Origin of the sequence: Agrobacterium tumefaciens (assembly GCA_025560025.1) — a bacterium.
Lineage (GTDB): Bacteria > Pseudomonadota > Alphaproteobacteria > Rhizobiales > Rhizobiaceae > Agrobacterium.
The window spans coordinates 919952-938725 of record CP048485.1; the positions used below are offsets into that span (position 1 = coordinate 919952).

An 18774-nucleotide genomic window follows, 5' to 3' on the forward strand; every position below is an offset into this window, starting at 1 on the left:
CGCTCGCTTATACCGTCAGCGAGCCATCTTTCGCCTGTGGCCAGGTGAGGTAATAATAACGGCTGCCGACGCTGCCAAAAAAAGCATTGTCCCCAGAAATGCGGTCGACATAGGCGCCGCCAGCGCTCTTGGTATAGGCCGAGCCGTCGCGTTTGAGATGGTCCTTCAGAAAATCGCTCCAGCCCGTTGTTGCGATTTCCGATGCCGGTTTGGACGTGGTCTTCTTGTCGGCCTCCACATCCCACGCCTTGATCTGTGCACCTTCCGCCGGATCGGAGACGGTGAGCGTTCCTTTGGCAAGGGCTTCCAGCATCGCCTTGGCCTGTCCCGACTTGTCCGCATCTTTGGAGAGCTCTTCCAGCGTCTCTTTCAATTCCTTCATGAAATCGGCCTGGGTAATATCTCCGGAAGACACCGTGCTCGTATCGTCGGTCTGCGTGTCGTCGTCGGAGGTGTGGCCATATTGGGCCAGAAGCTGCGTCAGCCTCGTATTGGTGGAAGACGAGGAGGAGGTGTCGACCCCGTAGGAAGCGAGCAGCGCCGTTCGTGGTGACGAGGAAGTGGTTGCCGCGGAATTGTCTTCCTGCTCCCTGATGGCCTTGAGGGCGAGCTTGGTGGCGGTGAGGCGTGTGGAAAGGTCGATGGAGGAGACCATTTTTCTAACTGTTCCATGATCGGCTCCGATACGCATCATTCGTACCGAACCGGCTCGGCGCGGATCCTCGATCCCGCCTTTCGTCCTCTCTCATAAGAAGACCGGGTGCATCCGACGCCGTTTCCGGCTTGGATTGCACCCGGTCTAAAAGCCGGACTTTGCGCGACGCTTGCGTCTTAATTTTCCTGAACGGAAACGCCGTTCGGGCCGATATTCATCTCGATCCCCTTCGGCTTGCTTTCCTCGTGCCAGACATAAGCTCCGAGCCCGACAAGAACGACCAGAAGTGCGCCGATAATGAGATAGAGATTATTGGTCTGCGTCATAAGATGTTTCCCCGTGTGCCAACATAATCGGGGGCTAAACGCATGAAATAGCGCAGGGTTCCGTAAGGGTAAGTATTTTAGGAGTTGCTTCTGCTGCGGCGCAGGCTTTCGCGTTTTTCCAGCGCCATGCACCCCCACAATATGCCGAGCAGCAGGAAGAAATGCCGCCAGTGGTCGGTATCGATGACGGCGCCGATCATGACATGGCCGACGAAAGTCACCCAGGAAATGATCAGGAACGGCTGCCAGGGCCGCTGGCGCAGCAGATTCCTGAAGCCGGCGGCGATGGTCCAGCAGATCAGCGTGAGATAGATGACGAAACCGAACCAGCCATGCGTGGTCAGGCTTTTCAGCCAGATATTATGTTCGGCGGCGGGAAAGATATTGTCGAAGACCAGGGGCCCGATGCCGAGCGGATGCTCCATCGCCATCAGGAAACCGAGATAATGGCGGGCAAAACGCCCGAGATGGCCGCCATCATAGGATTGCACCGCCGAGGCGCGACTGGAGAACAGATCCGCCACCTGCTTGAACTGCAGCGCGATAATGACGGCCGCAACCATCAAGGCGACGGCAACAAGAAACAGCACGAGGATTTTCAGACGGAACGCGGCGGTGCGTTCCTTCAGCAGCATGACGAAAACCAGAAGGAGCGCCGAAAACAGGAACAGGCCCCAGGCCGCGCGCGAAAACGACAGGAAGACGCCGAGCGACAGGATGAGCAGGCCAACGATCCGCCACGGCGCATGCATCGCCTTGCCGGTCAGCAGGCCGTAAATCAGATAAAGCGAGGGTGTCACCAGAAAGGGACCGAAGACGTTCGGGTCCTGAAAGGCGCCTTTGGCGCGATCGTAAAGGGTGAAGACCTCGAAACCGGGAATGGCGTGGAAATAGCCGATAATGCCAAGCAGGGAGGTAATCAGCGCCGCCGCGAGCCAGGCCCGGAAAATCAAAAGCAGACGCTGATATTTATCCTCGATGATCGCCGCATAAAAAACCGAGGTCAGCGCCAGAAAGGTCGATACGGCGAGATAAAGCGGTCCCTCGTCCAGATCGGCCATGGTGGTGAGCGAAAGATAACCGCCGACGTTAAAGGCAAGCAGCAGGCACAAAAGCAGCACGACGGTTCGTGAAAGGCGCAAGCCCAGCAGGAACCAGATGGCCACCTGCCCAACCATCATCACCTCGTATGGCGCGGGCTCCGAAATCACGAAACCGGAGAGAAACACGCCGAAAGCGATAAAAAACGCACCGACCAGCCGCATGGCGGCAAGCGGCGCGTCGAAATCAGGGGCGTGCTGGTAGCCGGTGTGGGTCAATAGGCGTTTTCCGATTTGAGCAGTCGGATCGGCGTCAGGAACAGGATCTTGAGATCGAAGAACAGCGACCAGTTCTCGATGTAATAAAGGTCGTATTCGGTGCGGAACTTGATCTTGTCGCCGTGGTCGATCTCACCGCGCCAGCCGTTGATCTGCGCCCAGCCGGTAACGCCGGGCTTGACCTTGTGGCGCGCGAAATAATGCTCCACCACTTCGGTATATTTCAGGTCGCCCGTCTGGGCATGGACGGCGTGGGGGCGTGGTCCCACCAGCGAAAGATCGCCGTAAAGCACGTTGAAAAGCTGCGGCAGCTCATCCATCGAGGATTTACGCAGGAAGCGGCCGACCGGCGTGACGCGCGGATCGTTCTTCGTGACAGCCTTTTTTGCGGTCGGATCGCTGAGTTCCGTATACATGGAACGGAACTTCCAGACATTGATCGTTTCATTGTTGAAGCCGTGGCGCTTCTGCTTGAAGAGGACGGGGCCTTTGGACGTTGCCTTGACGGCGATGCCTGCGCCCAGCATCACCGGCCACAAAAGCGCAATGCCGATCAGGCTGAAGGTGATGTCGAATATCCGTTTCGCCACTGAATCCCAGTCGCGGATCGGCTTGTCGAACACATCGAGCATCGGCACATTGCCCACATGCGAATAGGCACGCGGACGGAAACGCAATTTATTGGCATGAGCCGCGATGCGGATATCGACCGGCAGCACCCAGAGCTTGCGCAGCAGCTGGAGAATACGCGCCTCGGCACTGAGCGGCAGGGCGATGATCAGCATGTCGAGCTTCGTCAGGCGGGCAAATTCCACCAGCTCCGCGAAGGTGCCGAGTTTGGGATATCCGGCGACCACTTCGGGCGAGCGCTCACTTTTGCGGTCGTCGAAAATGCCGCAGATGCGGATGTCGTTGTCCGATTGCTGCTCCAGCGAGCGGATGAGGTCTTTCGCCGTGTCACCGCCGCCAACGATGACGGCGCGGCGTTCCATGACGCCGTTGCGCCCCCAGTGGCGAATGGCAAAGCCGAGGATGAGCCGTCCGGTGAAAATCGCGATTGCGCTCGTGGCATACCAGATGCCGAAAGCCTGCCAGGAATGCAGCGCGTCGGGGAAAAGGGAAAGGAGGAAACAGGCGACGCCGACGAAGGAAAGGCAGACGGCGCCTTGAATGCGGGCGAACATTTTAAGCGGCGTTCGCAGCGTCGGAAGCTGGTAGCAGTCTCCCGCCTGCAGCAGGAACACGCAGAGCGCCGCACCCAGCACGCCAGTGCCGAAAACCGCCAGAAAGGTCTCGAGGCCGCGGTCGGCGGCAATGCCGTTGACGATGGCGGCGATGACCACAAGCATCGAAAATTCCAGCAGCCGCAACTGGCCGATGACCATGTTCGGGGAATGGTTGCCGACGCGCAGCTGGTTGGCGATCTGCCGCGCAAGTGGATTGAGAACGACCGTCTCGGACGCCGATGGTTCCCCGGCGTCACGCTCGGAGATCTGCTTGCGCAACGACGCCAGATCGAATTGCAGTCTGTCCTTGTCAGCCTTGGTCATTGCTTGGTCCGCACCCTCTAGCGCATCGGCCCGAAAACCGGAATCGGTCTTCGACAGGAACGATGCGCAACTTCAAAGTGGTAGAGTGTCCTCATGTAGCATCCGGATGGATGCACGCACTCTACGAGCAGGAAACTAGCCGAAACATGCTAAGAAACGTTTATGATGAGTTTTTCAGAAGAGTGGAATATACAATTAAAAATCGTGTTTTTGAAACGTTTCTAGGGCGAAAGCAGGTCGCGATAGAGCTTCATCATGTCATCGGCCATGACCGGGGTTGAAAATTTCGCCTTGAAGCTGTCGGGGAGGGGCATCACCCGTTTTGCCCAGTCGTCGTTTTCGGCGTCCTTGACCATGATCTGCGCCAGCGCACCGGCATCTCCGGCCGGAACGAGCGCCTCACTGTCCTCGCCCAGAACCTCGGCAATGCCGCCGACATGCGAGGCGATGACGGTTTTACCCGCCGCGAGCGCTTCCAGAACGATATAGGGCATGGCCTCGGCGCGGGAGGGAACCACCACTGTCGGCGCCAGTTCGAAAGCCTGTCTGGCGGGCATGGCGGCATGCATGGAAATGCGTTGGGAGAGCCCGGCCTTTTCGATCATCGCCGCATATTTATCCCTGTCCGGCCCGTCACCGACGATCACGCCGGACATGGGCCTTCCGATGCTGCGTTCCATGCTCGCAAATGCCTTGATGAAGACATCCGGTCCCTTCAGGTCGCGCAGCATGCCTATATAAAGGAAGCGCGCAGCGCCCTCTCGCGTGGGCACGGCCTCGAATTCGCTTTCCTGCACGCCGTTATAGATCATCGCGGTGCGCGTGCGCGGCTTGCCGACCTTTGCTTCGTAGGTCGCCTGCTCGAAATTGCAGACGAAACAGAGCGCGTCGGTAAAGCGCTCCTGAAACCGTTCCAGCCGCAGGAACAGCTGTCCCTTCAGGCTCTTGCGGTCATAGTGCAGGCTGCCGCCATGCGGCGAATAGAGGCGGGCTACGCGATACCTGTTTGCCCGCAGCAATGAGCCGATCAGCCGGGCCAATGCGCCACCCTTGGCGCTGTGCCCGTGCAGAATGTCCGGCCGCAAACTTTTGATATGGTTATAGGACTTGAGAAGGGCGGGCAGGTCGCCCGGGCTGATCGACCTTTTGATGGGAAGGCGGGTCAATCCCAGCTCCAGCATCGGGGCGATCTGCGCAAAAAGCCGCTCCTCATGGGCGCCGCCCGTGGAGCTGTCGCAGAGGATGCCGACCTTGTGGCCCTGTTTGACATGTTCTTCAATGAGGTCGCGTACATGGCGGAAGACACCGCCGACGGGCGAGCGGAAACAGTGAATGATGCGCAGGGGAGGGCCGTCATCCGACATCTGTGCCACTCCGTTCGTCAGAAGAAGCGTTCGCGCACATAGACCGTATCGCCCGCCAGAATGGGGGCGGTGATCCCGATCCGGCCGGTCAGCACCTCGGTATTGATCTTGCGGGTGATGTCGACATCGGCCTGATTGGCGCGCGGGGTGAAACCGCCGGCGATGGCGATGGCGTTTTGCACCGTCATGCCCGGCACGTAGGAATATTGGCCGGGACGGCCGACTTCGCCCATGATGAAGACGGGGCGATAACGGTCGATCTCGATCGTGACATCGGGATCGCGCAGATAACCCTGGCGCAATTTGGCGGCGATGGCGGCTTCGAGCTGCGGCAGCGTCTTGCCGCGGGCAGGAACCTGGCCGACGAGAGGGAAAGCGACGTAACCGGCCTGATCGACCGTATAGGTATTCGTCAGGCCGGTCTGTTCGAACACGTTGATGCGCAGCCTGTCGCCGCTATCGACATGGTAGGGCTGCAAGGCGACCTCGTGAAACGCCTTGGGTGCGGGTTGATATGCCGCGCAACCGGAAAGGGCCGTTAGGACGGCAAGCGTCAGTGCGGTGGCATGTCGTGATCCGGCGAGCGGCATCTCATCTGGCTCCGAGTCGATCTTTGATCATTCTTATCGTTCTGTTAGGGTTAATGCGCGGTAAACGCCCGACCCGAGTGATGATAATATCGGCTTTATTTCGTCGGATTCTGCGGGATTAACTGTTGTGTTACCGGAAAGACTTAAACTCCGCGAAAATTGGCCATCTATATTTGAGCGCCCGAGGTTTGCCTCGGTTACGGAGCCTGCATGAACGGCGATCGCATTGACGACAGGGATGTGGATATCGATCTTGCGCGGCTGGTCGCGGCCATATGGCAGCGCAAGGGCCGGATAGCGGCCGTGACGCTGCTGGCCGGGGGCGCCGCCTTCGTGATCGCGAGCATGATGTCGCCCGCTTACAAGGGGGAGGCGCGTGTCCTCATTGAATCCCGTGCGGCCTCCTTCGGCGCCTCGCAGCAGTCGAACGCACCGGCCGAACCCGTGCTTGATGAATTGACCGTTTCCAGCCAGGTGCAGATCCTGCAATCCGTGGATCTCATCAAGCAGGTCGCGAAGGACATGAAGCTTTATGAGCTGGAGGAGTTCGATCCAGAAGCGCACCCCTCCTTCATCTCAGGGCTGCTGGTGGCGATCGGCATCAAGAAGGACCCGCTGCAGGTGCCGCCCGAGGAGCGCATTCTGACGGCCTTCCGCGAGAAGCTGCAGGTCTATCAGGTCGAAAGCTCGCGTGTCATCACCGTCGAATTTTCCTCCGAAGACCCGAAGCTCGCAGCAACCATCCCCAACGAGATGATGAAGGCCTATATCGCGTTGCAAAGCGGCGCGAAGCTGGACACGAGCACCGAGGCGGCGCGCTGGCTGGAGCCGGAAATCGCCAATCTGCGTGAAAAGGTACGCGATGCGGACCGGAAGGTTGCGGATTATCGCGCCTCGTCCGACCTTCTCTCGGCGGGGCAGGGTGAAACGCTCGCCACCCGGCAGCTCAGCGATATTTCGACAGAACTCGGCCGTATCCGCGGCGAAAGGGCCAATGCGGAGGCGCGGGCGGAAGGCGTGCGCAACGCGCTTGCGAGCGGTCGCCCTCTCGACACTTTCCCCGATGTCGTCGGCTCTCCGACGATCCAGCGGCTGAAGGAAAACGAAACGGCCATCCGCAGCCAGATTTCCGATCTCTCGTCCTCGCTGCTGGGTGGCCATCCGCGCATCCGGGCGCTGCGTAACCAGCTTGACGGCATACAGGCACAGATTCAGGAAGAGACCCGCAAGGTTCTCGCAAGTCTCGAAAACGAGGCCAATGTGTCCCGCCTGCGCGAACGACAGCTGGTGCAGCAGTTGAACGTGCTGAAGACGGAGAGCGTGCGCGCCGGCGAACAGCAGGTTGGCCTGAACGATCTCGAACGTGAAGCGTCAGCCCAGCGGCAGCTTCTGGAAACCTATCTTGCCCGTTACCGCGAGGCGACCTCGCGCGCCGGTTCCGTGGATTCCACGCCCGCCGATGCACGTGTGATCTCGGCGGCGGTGGAACCGCGCGAACCCTATTTCCCGAAGACCGGTGCAATCACCATCGTCGTTACGCTGGCGGCGTTCCTGCTCTCCTGCATCGTCGTCATGCTGGTGGAGCTGTTCACCGGGCGTGCCCTGAAGCCGGTAGGCAAAAACCACGTTCCGCCCTTGTCTGATCCGCCCTCGCCAACGCGGGCGCCTGCGGAAAAGGACGAAACCACGGATGTGCCGGAGCAGCTCCTGTCCACGCCTCATGAGGATGAACAGCCCGCCATCCGGGTGATGCCCGCCGCGGCTTCCCAGCCCATTATCGAAGAGGAGCGGCCGATACCCGTTGCAGCCGTTGCTGCTCCACCCGCCTTGCCGGCGGAAGAGCCGGCTGCCGCAATACCGGATTTGTCGGAAGACGAGACGGATGCCGAGGGTGATTTCTCGATCGATGCCGTCGCAGGATTCCTTGCCACCCGTCTTGCCAAACCTGTCGCCGCCGTCGTGTCTCCGGCCGGTGATAGCGGTTCCACAACGACTGTTATGCTGGCGCGTGCCCTGTCGGAAATGGGCCGGTCGGTCGTTCTCGTCGATATGACGGCATCGGCCTGTCCGACGCGTCTGATGGCCCCCGAAGCTGGATTGCCGGGTGTCATGGATCTTCTGGCGGGTGCCGCGGCCTTTGGCGAAACCATTCACGGCGACCGACTTTCCGACGCCCACATCGTACCGCGCGGCAACGCGCAGCCACGCGAGGCCATGCGCGCCATCGATCGTCTGACGATGATCCTCAGCGCCCTTTCCGACGCCTATGATACGGTGCTTGTCGAATGCGGCGCCGTGCAGATATCGAGCCTTGAGAAGATGTTGCGCAATCTTCCGGCGGAAATCATTATTTCCGTGCCGGGCAAGGATAGCGAGATGCTGGAAAAGACGCTCGACGACCTGGTGGCTCAGGGATATGAACAGGCCTTGCCGATGACCGGCATGCGCAAGCCGGACCTTGCCGCCTGACCAGCTGCAAAATGCTTAGTCGGCGGCGGCCTCGGCGTCCGTCCGTCGCCGCCCGGCGCGGAAACGCTGGATAAGCGCATAAAGCGACGGATTGGATTTGATCAGGCTCTTTGTTCTCGCAATCGCCACGTAAGCGGATGCCGCAGCGCGGCCCTTCAATGTCACCGGCAGGAATATATCGTGCTGCACGGTGGAAAGCGGACACCAGCTGCGTTTGTAGGGCTGGTCGCCGACGCCGAAATCGAACAGCGTGGCTTTTTCCCTGCACGCCCTCTCGATCATCAGCCAGAATAGCAACTCGCCGGGGCTGAGCTCCGAAACCGCCTCATCGATTGAGCCGAACTGACAGATGATGTGATCCTGCTTGCGCGAAAGACCCGATATGGCGGCGATGACGCCTTCGCTTTCACCGTGCAGACGAATGGCATGCAGTTCCAGAAGACTGTCCGTGCCCGTCTCCGGAAAATTGGCCAGGTCGTAGAAAAAATTCTTCACCGTCTGATCGCGAAAGGCATCCGGAATGCCCTGAGAGGCAAAACGGGCGGCCTTCTGCCGGAAGAAAGCCTGCAGCAATTCGCATTTCTCTTTGGGCGAACGGGCGATCACATGGCTATAGCCACCCATTTCCTCGGCCCTTCGGCTCTGGATACGGAATTTCTTTCGCCGTCTCTTGGCATTGACCTGCCGAAGGGTGTTTTCGAAACTGTCGAGCAGGGGAAGCTGGAAGGCCGGGTTCTGGTTTTCAACCGAAGCCAGATGCGAGAGCGGGTTGGTCCTGCCGCGCCAAATCAGCGGTATGTTCTGCAGCGCGAGAATATCGGCCCGGCCATGCAGCAGTTTTCGCGCCTCGCGGGCGATGGCCGCCGCGGTCTTCTGTCCCGCCTCTTCGGCGAAGGACGCGTCGAAAAGTCCGGTATTGATATTGTTGAAACGTCCGCCGGGGAAGTGCGCCTTGCGGATGCCGCCTTCCTGAACGATTTCGAGCGGCAGCAGGAACACCGTCTTTCCGCCCTGCCGGCCGCGAATGATGACAAGGGGGCTGTTTTGCGTTTGCGCCCAGATGGAGCACCAGCCGAAACCCTGGTGCAGGGAATTGAGCGGATCACGCTCCAGCGCCTCCCAGTCGGAGCGGATTGCCGAGGCATCATCAACGAGATCGATGGTCAGACGGTCGGCGCCGCGCCGCTCGCCTTGCATGGCCGCAGGTTCCTTGCCCTCGCTTGTTGTGACCGGCCCCACAGCCGCCATCCACTCTCTCCGGTTGTTCCGATCGCACTATAGCGTTGAGCGGCAAACAATCGGTTTATAAAATTGCGACCTCTGGATGTCCCATGAAAAGAGGGCGGCTACCCCCGTTTTTTTGATCCGGCCATCCATTTGATGACGAGCATGGCGGGCAATATCCACAAGAGACCGCTCAGCACGAAATAGATGAGATGCACCCACCAGGGCGATTGCGCCAGCGTTGCCGATGCGATGGCCGTCGCCGCCACGGCGTAAACGACGACGAGGCAGATGATGACGATGGTGCCGATAAGCGATCTGAGGCGAGGGTGCATGAAGTCTTCCGTCATTGAGTATCTGCGCGGGACTATAGCGCCGCGACCCGATGCCGCAAACCCTGAGGCCTTGTTTTGTGGTGCGGGTTGGGGCTAATCAACATGACTGTATGATGGAGACCTGAAAGATGCGTTCGAGCGGCATGACGATGGCAAATGGTTCTGCGGAAATGGTGGTGGAGGCTGCCCTGCAGAAACAGGAGAAGGACCGCCGCCTGCTGCGCATCTGGCTGCGCGTCGTGCTCTTCACGCTCTTCTGTCTGGTCCTCGTCGGCGGCGCCACGCGGCTCACCGAATCCGGCCTGTCTATTACCGAATGGAAGCCGATCCACGGCGCCATTCCGCCGCTTTCCGTCGCCGAATGGGAAGAGGAGTTCCAGCTTTACAAGCGCATTCCCCAATATCAGGAAATCAACAAGGGCATGTCGCTCGACGAGTTCAAGACGATTTTCTGGTGGGAATGGGCGCATCGCCTGCTTGCCCGCGCCATTGGCCTCATCTTCGCTTTGCCGCTCGCCTTCTTCTGGCTCACCGGCCGCGTCGAAAAGCGCCTGCGCCTGCCGCTGGTCGGCCTTCTGGCGCTTGGTGGCTTTCAGGGCTTCATCGGCTGGTGGATGGTATCCTCAGGCCTCGTCAACCGCACCGATGTTTCGCAGTATCGCCTTGCCACGCATCTGACCATTGCCTGCCTCATCTTTGCGGGCTGTATGTGGATCTTGCGCGGGCTGTCGCTTCATTCCCCCGAGGCCGCCGACGAAAAGACGGGCAGGGGTTTTGCCGCGCTGCTGACGGTGCTCTGTCTCTTCCAGATCTATCTCGGCGCATTGGTGGCGGGGCTGAATGCCGGCCTTTCCTATAATACCTGGCCGCTGATGGATGGCTCGCTGGTGCCTGGCGATCTGTTCCTGCAACAGCCCTGGTGGATCAACCTCTTTGAGAACCCCAAGACGGTGCAGTTCGTCCACCGCCTTGGCGCCTACACGCTGTTTGCCGCCACGTTGTGGCATATGGTGTCTATGGCCCGCGCCTTGCCCAATACACCGCATGCCCGCCGCGCGGTGCTGTTCTTCGTGCTCGTCTCCATTCAGGCGGCGCTCGGGATCACCACGCTTTTGATGCATGTGGATATTCACGTCGCGCTCGCTCATCAGGGCATGGCGCTGATCGTGCTTGGTTTCGCCGTCGCCCACTGGCGCGGGTTCATCGGCGAATATCCGGCGCCCGTTGCGGTCGAGGTCAGGGACTGAGGTGGCTTAGAACTGCCCGAGCACCGTTTTGATGGTGGTCGCGACGGCGAGTTCGTTGTCGCGTTCCTCCGCATTGCCGTCCTCTTCATGCCACGCGGCAGAAAGGCAGCCATAGGCAAAGGCATATTGCAGCAATAGCCGTTCGTCCCGTTGCAGCGCCTTCGCAAAGATCGCCGCCATGGAGGCGATGCGCGCCTCGCTGCGGGTGAGGTCGAAACGGTCGAGCGGGTTGGAGAACATGTTGGCGACATCAAGCGCCGCATCGCCGATCAGGCCGGCCGGGTCGATGATGATCCAGCCGCGTTCGCTGCGCATGATGTTCTCGTGATGCAGATCGCCGTGCAGCGGCTTCACATCCCGTTGCTGGCTGATCAGTTCCTGCGCAAGCCCGGCCGCCTCGATATAGGGGCTGTCCACACTGTCGGTACGGTCCTGTTCGGCCTTGCGGAACAGGCTCTCGAAATAGAGTGGCAGAGTCAGCAGGCTTGAAGGTGGCGGCTGCTGCGATGGCTGATGATATCTGAGCAGGACATCGGCGGCGATCTCCGTGGTGGCATCGTCGTTGCCGTCGCGAAACAGCACGTCGCGCAGGGTCTCCGTACCGGCATGTTCCATCAGCAGAATATCGTCAGAGCGGTCGAGCAGTTCCACGCAGCCGATGCCGGCGCGCCATGCGATGAAATCCGCGCCGCGAAGGCTGTCTTCCAGCACTTTCTGTTTCAGAACCTTGGCGACGGCAAGGGAGCCGTCGCCGCGCGTAAGCTCGTAAACCACCCCGGCCGGCGTATCGGCAATAGGTTTCGCGGCCTCGATATTCCACGAGGCCGGAAAAGGGGGCGGGGCAATGTTCATGAGAAAAGTCTCATGCGGAGAGCATCAGTTCCATGTTCTGCACGGCAGCACCGGATGCACCCTTGCCGAGATTGTCGAGCAGCGCGACGAGGTTGATGTGTTCGCCGCCCGGCGTACCGAAGACGAACAGTTTCATCGTGTCCTTGCCTGCCAGTTCCTCGGCGTCGATGCGCGCGAGCCCCTTGCTTTCGGCAAGCGGCACCACATTGACGATGTCCTGTCCCGCATAGTGGGCAGTCAGCGCCGCATGGATCGTTTCGACGGTCGCGCCTTCCTTCAGGTCGGCGGCAAACAGCGGCACCTGCACGATCATGCCCTGCGGGAAACGCCCGACGGAGGGCGAAAACAGCGGTGCGCGGTCGAGCTGGCCATGAATGGTCATTTCCGGCACATGCTTGTGCTTGAGCGTCAGGCCATAGAGGAAATTATTGGCGCTGATCGCGTCATCGCGGCTCTGGTCTTCCATCTGGGCGATCATCTGCTTGCCACCGCCGGTGTAGCCGGAAACCGCATTGACGCTGACCGGATAACCGTCCGGCAGCAGGCCTGCGGCGCGCAGCGGGCGCAGAAGGGCGATCGCGCCGGTCGGGTAGCAGCCCGGATTGGCGACGAGACGGGCGGAACGAACCTTCTCGCCCTGTTCCTTATCCATTTCGGCAAAGCCATAGGCCCAGTCCTGATGGACGCGATAGGCGGTCGAGGTATCGATGATGCGGACATTGTTATTGCCGGCCACCATCGAGACCGCTTCCCGGGAAGCATCATCAGGCAGGCAGAGGATCGAAATGTCGGCATTGTTGAGCATATCCTCGCGCATCGCCGCATTGCGGCGCTCGGCTTCGGGTATGGACAGCAGGTCAATATCGCGGCGACCGGCAAGGCGCGTGCGGATCTGCAGACCCGTGGTGCCGTGTTCGCCATCGATGAAGATCTTCGCTGTCATATCCTTGTCCTGACTTTTCAAAGGGTTGCGAGGGTAATCGGAATCAGTGTGGCAAGCGCCGGTTTCTTTATCAGCCAGCCTTGGCCAGCCGTTCGGCGCGCAGGCCAAGCATATACATTGCAACGGTGGCTCCGGCAATGGCGGTAATGTCAGCATGGTCATATGCGGGCGCGACTTCCACCACGTCCGAGCCGCGAATATCGAGCTGGCCAAGCCCGCGCAGAACGGAGAGAATTTTAGCGCTGGTCGGCCCGCCGGCCACCGGCGTTCCGGTTCCCGGCGCGAAGGCGGGATCGAGGCAATCGATATCGAAGGTCAGATAAGCGGGCATGCCGGCCGTGTGTTTGACGATCAGCGAGGCGATATCGCCCGCCCGCATTTCCTCCACCTCGTAACCGTGGAGGATGCGAATGCCGAAATCGTCAGGCGCATGGGTGCGGATGCCGATCTGGATGGAGCGGTCAGGATCAATCAGGCCATCGCGCACGGCGCGCGCCACGAAGGAGCCGTGGTCGATGCGCTTGCCGTCATCGAACCAGGTGTCCTGATGCGCATCGAACTGCACCAGCGCCAGAGGCCCATGCTTGGCCACATGCGCCTTCAAAAGCGGCCAGGTAATGAAGTGATCGCCGCCAAGCGTCAGCAGGTAGTCCGTCTTGGAAATGATCCGGCGCGCTTCCTTTTCGATCGTATCAGGCGTTTTCCAGTGATTGCCATAGTCCAGCAGACAGTCACCATAGTCGATGGTCGGCATATGGGCGAAGAGATCGCGCGCGAAGGGATATTGCGGGTCATTGTCGAAGATCGCCGAGGCGCGGCGGATCGCCTGCGGCCCGAAACGGGCACCCGGCCGGTTGGAGGTGGCCGCATCGAAGGGAATGCCCCAGATGGCCGTCGATACACCCTTGAGGTTCTTGGTATATTTGCGCCGCATGAAGGAGAGGACGCCCGCGTGGGTCGGGTCGGTGGCGGCCGATGTCAGCGTCGTTGCGGTGAAGGCATGGTCGATGGTTTTGGACGGCATTGATCACCCCATTGCGATTTGCGCCGAGGTTGCTGTCTTCCTGATGAAAAAACAAGGGAGGAGACCATGAAAAAAAGGCGGAGCCGAAGCCCCGCCTCTCGAAGTTCTGAACGAACCGTTCGTAGAAGCGATTAGCGCTTCGAGAACTGGAACGAACGGCGGGCCTTGGCCTTACCGTACTTCTTACGCTCGACAACGCGGCTGTCGCGGGTCAGGAAGCCACCCTTCTTCAGAACGGAGCGCAGGCCCGGTTCGAAGTAGGTGAGGGCCTTGGACAGACCGTGACGAACGGCACCGGCCTGACCGGACAGACCACCACCGGCAACGGTGGCGATGATGTCGAACTGGCCCGTGCGGGCAGCGGCGACGATCGGCTGCTGAAGGATCATCTGCAGAACCGGACGTGCGAAATACGTGGTGAAATCGCGGCCGTTGATGATGATCTTGCCAGAACCGGCCTTGACCCATACGCGGGCTACGGCGTTCTTGCGCTTGCCGGTCGCGTAGGAGCGGCCGAGGGTGTCAACCTTGCGGACATGCACGGGAGCCGAAGCTTCCGATGCCGGGGCGAGGTCTTTCAGAGAGGAAAGATCGGCCATTATCAGGCGCTCCTTACGTTCTTCTTGTTAAGCGCGGCCACGTCGAGAACGGTGGGCTGCTGTGCTTCGTGCGGATGGTTCGAGCCGGCGTAAACGCGCAGGTTCTTCATCTGGCGACGGCCGAGCGGGCCGCGCGGGATCATGCGCTCGATGGCCTTTTCAACGACGCGCTCCGGGAAGCGGCCTTCGATGATCTGGCGAGCCGTACGCTCCTTGATGCCACCCGGGTGACCGGTGTGCCAGTAGTACTTCTTGTCGGAGTACTTGTTGCCGGTGAAGGCAACCTTTTCCGCGTTGATAACGATGACGTTGTCGCCATCATCAACGTGGGGGGTGTAGGTAGCCTTGTGCTTGCCGCGCAGGCGGGTTGCAACGATGGTGGCGAGGCGACCAACAACGAGGCCTTCGGCGTCGATGATGACCCACTTCTTCTCCACCTCAGCAGGCTTCTGAACGAAAGTAGACATGGATTTCACTTTCTAACGTGGACCCGGCATCCTCTTTTAAGAGCATACGGGCGTTTCTTGTTGCTTGGTTTGGTTGCCATCAAAGGCAACCGCAAATGACCCTATTCCAACTGGAATCCGGTCTGGCGCGCTTATACGGCGTGCGGGGGAAAGCGTCAACATGACGAATTCTGAAGGTCGTAAAAATAAAACAGCAAAAACAATGGCTTGATGATGGGGTATTATTTTACCTCATTATTCTGGCCCGTTTTACCCCAGCCGCATCACCAGAACGCCCGCTGCAATGATGCCTCCGGCAAGATAACGCCAGATGCTGGCGCGTTCTTTGAGGATCACCACGGAGATCACCAGCGCGAAGAGAATGGAGGTTTCCCGGAGCGCCGCGACAACGGCGACGGGCGCCTTGGTCATGGCGTAAAGGGCGAGCCCGTAGGAGAGGATGGAGCCGCCGCCGCCGATCAGTCCGCGCCACCAGTTACGCCGGACATGCTGGATGACAGGGCTTACCCCGCGCTGGTAAAACGCAAAACCGAAAAGCAGCACCGGCGGCAGAAGAGACATCCACAGCGTATAGGAAATCGCATTGCCGGAAAGCCTTGCACCGACGCCATCGACGAAGGTGTAGGAGGCGATCACGAAGGCGTTGATAAGCGCAAGGATGATCGCCTTTCCGCCGCCCCGCCGCGCCTCGAAGGCGAGCGTCAATATGCCGCCGGAAATGATGGCGATCCCGGCGAGCGCAAGCGGGCTCAAAACCTCACTCAGAAAAAGACTGCTTGTCGCCGCGACGATCAGCGGCGCCACCCCGCGCATGACAGGATAGACAAGGCCGATATCGCCGATCGTATAGGCGGCGGCGACAAGGCGGAAATAGGCAAACTGCAGAACGGCCGAGGCAATCAGAAATGGAATGGCCACGGGCGCGGGAAACGGCAGAAAGGGCAGGAAAGGCAATGAGCAGGCGGCGGCCCCGGCCGCAATCAGCGAGGCGTCGAGTGACTTGTCGGAGCCGGATTTGACCAGCGCATTCCAGCCGGCATGCAGTATCGCGCCCAGGAGCACAAGAAGAAGAATGTCAATTGTCACAATAGAGACTCGCTCGCAGGCTATTCTGTGCAACCTACAGCATCGGTTTGAAAACCGGAATCCATTTTCGACAAAGGTAATGCGGGACGGCTGATCGCCCGAAAGTGGATGTGAAACGCCGTTGGATCATGTTCTCGGCAGGCCGCAGCCGCTTTGCGGATTGCAACGCGTGTCAAATTTTCGGTTTATGCATGTTGCGAGGCAGGGCGGTCGGCTTTCGCGTCAAGGGATGCCTCGCGCTGCCCATGATTTCATCTGCGAAAACAGCCCACCAGTGCCGGATGCACAGCTGGTCTTCCTGTGATGGAGCGGTTTTTTCCTGAAATTTGGTCTGCTTTTATCGCCGGGTTCGACTGAAATCGCGTCGGCTCCCGCGCGAAAAACTGTATCAATTTAATGCTGCGACTGACGTTAAAAATGAAAAGGAATTTCATAACATTACTGAACCATTAACTGCAACGTTACAGATATGAATATGGATTGATTTGCAGAATAACTTTCTGAAAATTAGATATGCCTAATTCATCGGTGAACGGAATGAAAACAAACAGGAGACGAAGAGCGCATAAAATGCACGCAAATGTTGTTTTTGCAAGTATTTCTTCCAATATGCGCCTTTTTCGAAACTGGATTAGAATACTCAATACAACGGCGGTTACCGTATTTTTGTGAAATCATTTTGCGCGGACAAAATCCACGGACGCAGACGGCGACCCGGTGATTTTGTGATTTTCGGGCGGGGCAGGGGTTCAAGAAAGCGATGCCGTTTCCTAGATGGAGATGATCGCCGCTGGTAACGGCGCCAATGATGCTCATGCAGGAAACGTGATGCTTGCATCGGCTCTCCGATCGTGAGTTTGGGCTGGGAGCGTTGAAATTACCCGATCTGCCAGAAGGATAAGTTGACATGCAGCATGATACGTACGAGCCGGATTACCTCAGAAAAATCCTGACGGATGTCAGCACCATCGCTCTGCTTGGCGCTTCGCCCAATCCGGAGCGGCCGAGCCATGGCGTGATGCGCTTTCTGCTGTCCAAGGGTTACCGCGTATTTCCGGTCAATCCCGGTCAGGCGGGCAAGGAGATACTGGGGCAGAAGGTCTATGCCCGGCTGGCCGATATTCCCGAGCCGGTGGATATGGTCGATGTCTTCCGCGCGCCAGAATATCTGTCGGCCATCGTCGAAGAGGCGATATTGCTGCCGCGACGGCCGAAAGTGATCTGGGGGCAGCTTTCCGTCAGGGACGACAATGCCGCGGCCAAGGCCGAGACCTATGGCATAAACGTTGTGATGGACCGTTGCCCCGCAATTGAGTATCCACGTCTCAATATTGTGCGATAGTTGGTACAGATCGGACTTATCATTTGGCGGCAAGGCATTATGATCCCTCCAAAATTTCATTGGAGGAAACAACATGTCGAGCAGCAATCCCGGTTTTTCAACGTTGGCCGTACACGCGGGCGCGCAGCCTGATCCAACCACCGGCGCGCGCGCGACGCCTATCTATCAGACCACGGCCTATGCCTTCCGTGACGCCGATCATGCTGCCGCCCTGTTTGGACTGAAAGAGTTCGGCAATATCTACACACGCATCATGAACCCCACCCAGGCCGTTCTGGAAGAGCGTGTTGCCGCACTCGAGGGCGGCACGGCGGCGCTTGCGGTCGCATCTGGTCACGCCGCGCAATTGCTCGTCTTCCACACATTGCTGCAGCACGGCGACAATTTCGTCGCGGCCCGGCAGCTTTATGGCGGCTCCATCAATCAGTTCGGCCATGCCTTCAAGGGCTTCGACTGGCAGGTGCGCTGGGCCGATGCGACCGATCCGGCCAGTTTCGAACGTCAGATCGATGAGCGCACGCGCGCCATCTTCATCGAAAGCCTCGCAAATCCGGGCGGCACATTCGTGGATATCGCCGCAATCGCCGAAGTGGCCCATCGGCACGGCCTGCCGCTTATCGTCGATAACACCATGGCAAGCCCCTATCTGCTGCGGCCGCTGGAACATGGCGCGGATATCGTGCTGCATTCGCTGACGAAATTCCTCGGCGGCCATGGCAATTCCATGGGCGGCATCATCGTGGACGGCGGAACCTTCGACTGGTCGGCAACGGACCGCTATCCGGCGCTGTCGCAGCCGCGGCCGGAATATTCCGGTGTTGTGCTGCACCAGACCTTCGGCAATTTCGCCTTCGCCATCGCCTGCCGCGTGCTTGGCCTGCGCGATCTTGGGCCGGCGATCTCGCCCTTCAATGCCTTCCTCATCCTCACCGGCATAGAAACGCTGCCGCTGCGTGTTCAGCGCCATTCCGACAATGCACTTGCCGTCGCCAAGTGGCTGAAGGCGCATCCGAAGGTCGGCTGGGTGCATTATGCTGGGCTGGAGGACAGCGACAACTACGCCATCCAGCAGCATTATTCGCCAAAGGGCGCGGGCTCCGTCTTCACCTTCGGCGTCAAGGGCGGTTATGCGGCGGGCAAGGCGCTGGTGGAAGGGCTGCAGCTTTTCTCCCATCTCGCCAATATCGGCGATACCCGCTCGCTCGTCATCCACCCGGCTTCCACCACCCATGCGCAGCTGACGACTGAGCAGCAGACAGCGGCGGGCGCCGGACCGGATGTCGTGCGCCTGTCCATTGGTATCGAGGACGTCAAGGACATCATAGCCGATCTCGAACAATCGCTTGCCAGGGTCTGATGCGGTCCGCCACGCGGTCTTGATC

General features: G+C 59.5%; 17 protein-coding genes. 4 read left to right on the top strand and 13 right to left on the bottom strand.

Going from position 1 to position 18774, the window contains the following annotated elements:
• Positions 1-7 precede the first annotated feature (7 nt).
• The 5 genes from FY152_04575 to FY152_04595 all read right to left on the bottom strand — a co-directional run bounded on the left by FY152_04575 (position 8) and on the right by FY152_04595 (position 5804).
• Positions 8-694, bottom strand: a complete 687-nt coding sequence (locus tag FY152_04575) for a hypothetical protein (protein ID UXS31405.1) — start codon at positions 692-694, stop codon at positions 8-10.
• Positions 695-1058: 364 nt separating this feature from the next.
• On the bottom strand, positions 1059-2300 hold the full coding sequence (locus FY152_04580) for an O-antigen ligase family protein (GenBank protein ID UXS31406.1): 1242 nt from the start codon (positions 2298-2300) through the stop codon (positions 1059-1061).
• Positions 2297-3850: an undecaprenyl-phosphate glucose phosphotransferase gene (locus FY152_04585; GenBank protein UXS31407.1), complete on the bottom strand. Its 1554-nt coding sequence runs from the start codon at positions 3848-3850 to the stop codon at positions 2297-2299. The genes FY152_04580 and FY152_04585 overlap by 4 nt, the downstream gene beginning before the upstream one ends.
• A 221-nt stretch (positions 3851-4071) precedes the next feature.
• Entirely contained in the window at positions 4072-5214 is a 1143-nt protein-coding gene (locus FY152_04590; GenBank protein UXS31408.1) for a glycosyltransferase family 4 protein, read from the bottom strand.
• Positions 5215-5231: 17 nt separating this feature from the next.
• Positions 5232-5804, bottom strand: coding sequence for a polysaccharide export protein (locus tag FY152_04595; protein ID UXS31409.1), 573 nt, complete (start codon positions 5802-5804; stop codon positions 5232-5234).
• A 210-nt stretch (positions 5805-6014) separates the two neighbouring features.
• Between FY152_04595 and FY152_04600 the strand changes: the two genes are divergently transcribed.
• Complete coding sequence (locus tag FY152_04600) at positions 6015-8273, top strand: chain-length determining protein (GenBank protein UXS31410.1); 2259 nt, start codon at positions 6015-6017, stop codon at positions 8271-8273.
• A 15-nt stretch (positions 8274-8288) separates the two neighbouring features.
• Here FY152_04600 and FY152_04605 read toward each other — a convergent pair whose 3' ends face one another.
• A complete protein-coding gene (locus FY152_04605; GenBank protein ID UXS31411.1) occupies positions 8289-9521 on the bottom strand; it encodes a GNAT family N-acetyltransferase in 1233 nt (410 codons plus the stop codon).
• A gap of 98 nt (positions 9522-9619) precedes the next feature.
• A complete protein-coding gene (locus FY152_04610; GenBank protein ID UXS31412.1) occupies positions 9620-9832 on the bottom strand; it encodes a DUF2842 domain-containing protein in 213 nt (70 codons plus the stop codon).
• 128 nt (positions 9833-9960) lie between these two features.
• On the opposite strand from FY152_04610, the gene FY152_04615 reads away from it, so the two are divergent.
• Entirely contained in the window at positions 9961-11079 is a 1119-nt protein-coding gene (locus FY152_04615; GenBank protein ID UXS31413.1) for a heme A synthase, read from the top strand.
• Positions 11080-11085: 6 nt separating this feature from the next.
• On the opposite strand, the gene FY152_04620 is transcribed toward FY152_04615, so the two are convergent.
• From FY152_04620 to FY152_04645, 6 genes are all read right to left on the bottom strand, one after another.
• On the bottom strand, positions 11086-11931 hold the full coding sequence (locus tag FY152_04620) for a phosphotransferase (protein ID UXS31414.1): 846 nt from the start codon (positions 11929-11931) through the stop codon (positions 11086-11088).
• Positions 11932-11941: 10 nt separating this feature from the next.
• Complete coding sequence (gene argC, locus FY152_04625; GenBank protein UXS31415.1) at positions 11942-12874, bottom strand: N-acetyl-gamma-glutamyl-phosphate reductase; 933 nt, start codon at positions 12872-12874, stop codon at positions 11942-11944.
• Between the two features lie 70 nt (positions 12875-12944).
• Positions 12945-13898, bottom strand: a complete 954-nt coding sequence (gene speB, locus FY152_04630) for an agmatinase (GenBank protein UXS31416.1) — start codon at positions 13896-13898, stop codon at positions 12945-12947.
• Positions 13899-14029: 131 nt separating this feature from the next.
• Positions 14030-14497 (bottom strand): 30S ribosomal protein S9, encoded by a 468-nt coding sequence (gene rpsI, locus FY152_04635; GenBank protein ID UXS31417.1) that lies wholly within the window; start codon positions 14495-14497, stop codon positions 14030-14032.
• Positions 14498-14499: 2 nt separating this feature from the next.
• Positions 14500-14964, bottom strand: a complete 465-nt coding sequence (gene rplM / locus FY152_04640; protein ID UXS31418.1) for a 50S ribosomal protein L13 — start codon at positions 14962-14964, stop codon at positions 14500-14502.
• Between the two features lie 249 nt (positions 14965-15213).
• Positions 15214-16050, bottom strand: a complete 837-nt coding sequence (locus FY152_04645) for an EamA family transporter (protein ID UXS31419.1) — start codon at positions 16048-16050, stop codon at positions 15214-15216.
• A 907-nt stretch (positions 16051-16957) separates the two neighbouring features.
• On the opposite strand from FY152_04645, the gene FY152_04650 reads away from it, so the two are divergent.
• Positions 16958-17392 carry a CoA-binding protein gene (locus FY152_04650; protein ID UXS31420.1) on the top strand — a complete coding sequence of 145 codons (435 nt, stop codon included), beginning with the start codon at positions 16958-16960 and terminating at the stop codon, positions 17390-17392.
• A gap of 73 nt (positions 17393-17465) precedes the next feature.
• Positions 17466-18749, top strand: a complete 1284-nt coding sequence (locus FY152_04655) for an O-acetylhomoserine aminocarboxypropyltransferase (protein ID UXS31421.1) — start codon at positions 17466-17468, stop codon at positions 18747-18749.
• Positions 18750-18774 lie beyond the last annotated feature (25 nt).